The organism is Bradyrhizobium sp. Ken51 (assembly GCF_055807435.1).
Genome location: NZ_JBVVPB010000113.1, coordinates 1 through 1,222 on the forward strand (window position 1 = coordinate 1; position 1,222 = coordinate 1,222).

The window sequence follows — 1,222 nt, forward strand, 5'->3', positions numbered from 1 at the left end:
TTCGACGAGCCGACATCGGCGCTGGATCCGGAACTGGTGGGAGAAGTGCTCGCCGCGATTCGCCAGCTCGCCGCCGAGGGCATGACCATGGTCATCGTTACGCACGAGATCGGTTTTGCCTATGAATTGGCCGATCGGGTGGTCTTCATGGACGAAGGTGTTGTTGCTGCCAGCGGCGCTCCCCGTGAGCTCCTGCTGTCGAAGGCCAATCCGCGGCTTGCCGCTTTCGTCGGACGCTTCACCGAACAGGCTCGTCTTCTCGGTCCGCTCGCAGCGCCGGCCGTACCTCTCACCACGTCTTCCAACCAGGGATAAAAGCACATGGCTGATACAAAGTGGGGCGGCATCTTCCCCGTTCTCGTCACTCCGTTCGGAGCCGATGGCTCCATCAATGAGTCTCGCTACAAGGCGCTCATCGACGACGCGATTGCCAATGGCGCGCAGGGCGTCGTAGCGGCGGGCAGTACCGGCGAATTCTATGCGCTTACCAAGGCTGAGCGTGCGCGCCTCTACAGGTTGGCGGTGGACCACGCGGCTGGCCGGGTGCCGGTCCTGGCAGGCGTCGCCGACCTGCGTGTCGAAGATGTACTGGAAGCCTGTCAGTCGGCCGTCGCGGCGGGCTGCGCGGGCGGCATGATCCTTCCACCGATCTATGCCATGCCGAGTCCGCGTGAGATCGTGGCCTTCTTCGAGCATATTTCCCGCAACACCTCGCTGCCCCTGATGCTCTACAACAGCCCGCGTCGAGCAGGCATTGACATCACCCCAGCTCTCGTGGAGCAGCTGTCCAACCTGCCAACCGTGGTCGCCATCAAGGACAGCTCCGGCGTGATCACTCAGGTCAGTGAGCTCGTGCAGCGCGTGGGTGATAGACTTCGCGTCTTCGTCGGCTACGAGACCATGATCGTTCCGGCCCGCGCCGTTGGCGCGCACGGAGTGGTCGCCATGGCGCATCAAATCGCCGGGCCATTGATCCGCGATTACTGGGACAAGGCTCTGAGTGGTGACAAGGCATTGGATGATCTCGGCCGCGACGTCTTCGCCTTCTATCGTTGCTTCCAGTCCGGATCCTATTACGCGGCCATCAAAGAGACCATGACTCAGCTCGGCCGGGGCGCGGGTGGTCCGCGGCTGCCGCTGCTGCCGCTGGCAGACGAACAGAAAGCAGCAATCGCGAAAATCATCTCCGATGACGGTCTTACTCGCTGGGCCAAGGGTTGAG

General features: G+C 62.6%; 1 protein-coding gene and 1 pseudogene. Both read left to right on the plus strand.

What is annotated here, in order from left to right; genetic code table 11:
• Positions 1-315 (plus strand): annotated as a pseudogene (locus AC0L27_RS41030) (amino acid ABC transporter ATP-binding protein); the annotation flags it as partial.
• A 6-nt stretch (positions 316-321) separates the two neighbouring features.
• A complete protein-coding gene (locus AC0L27_RS41035; protein WP_473323774.1) occupies positions 322-1,221 on the plus strand; it encodes a dihydrodipicolinate synthase family protein in 900 nt (299 codons plus the stop codon).
• Position 1,222 lies beyond the last annotated feature (1 nt).

What these genes read in the sequence shown, in the direction of transcription:
- AC0L27_RS41035 (WP_473323774.1), top strand. Translation starts at nt 322, where the DNA reads ATGGCTGATACAAAGTGGGGCGGCATCTTCCCCGTTCTCGTCACTCCG.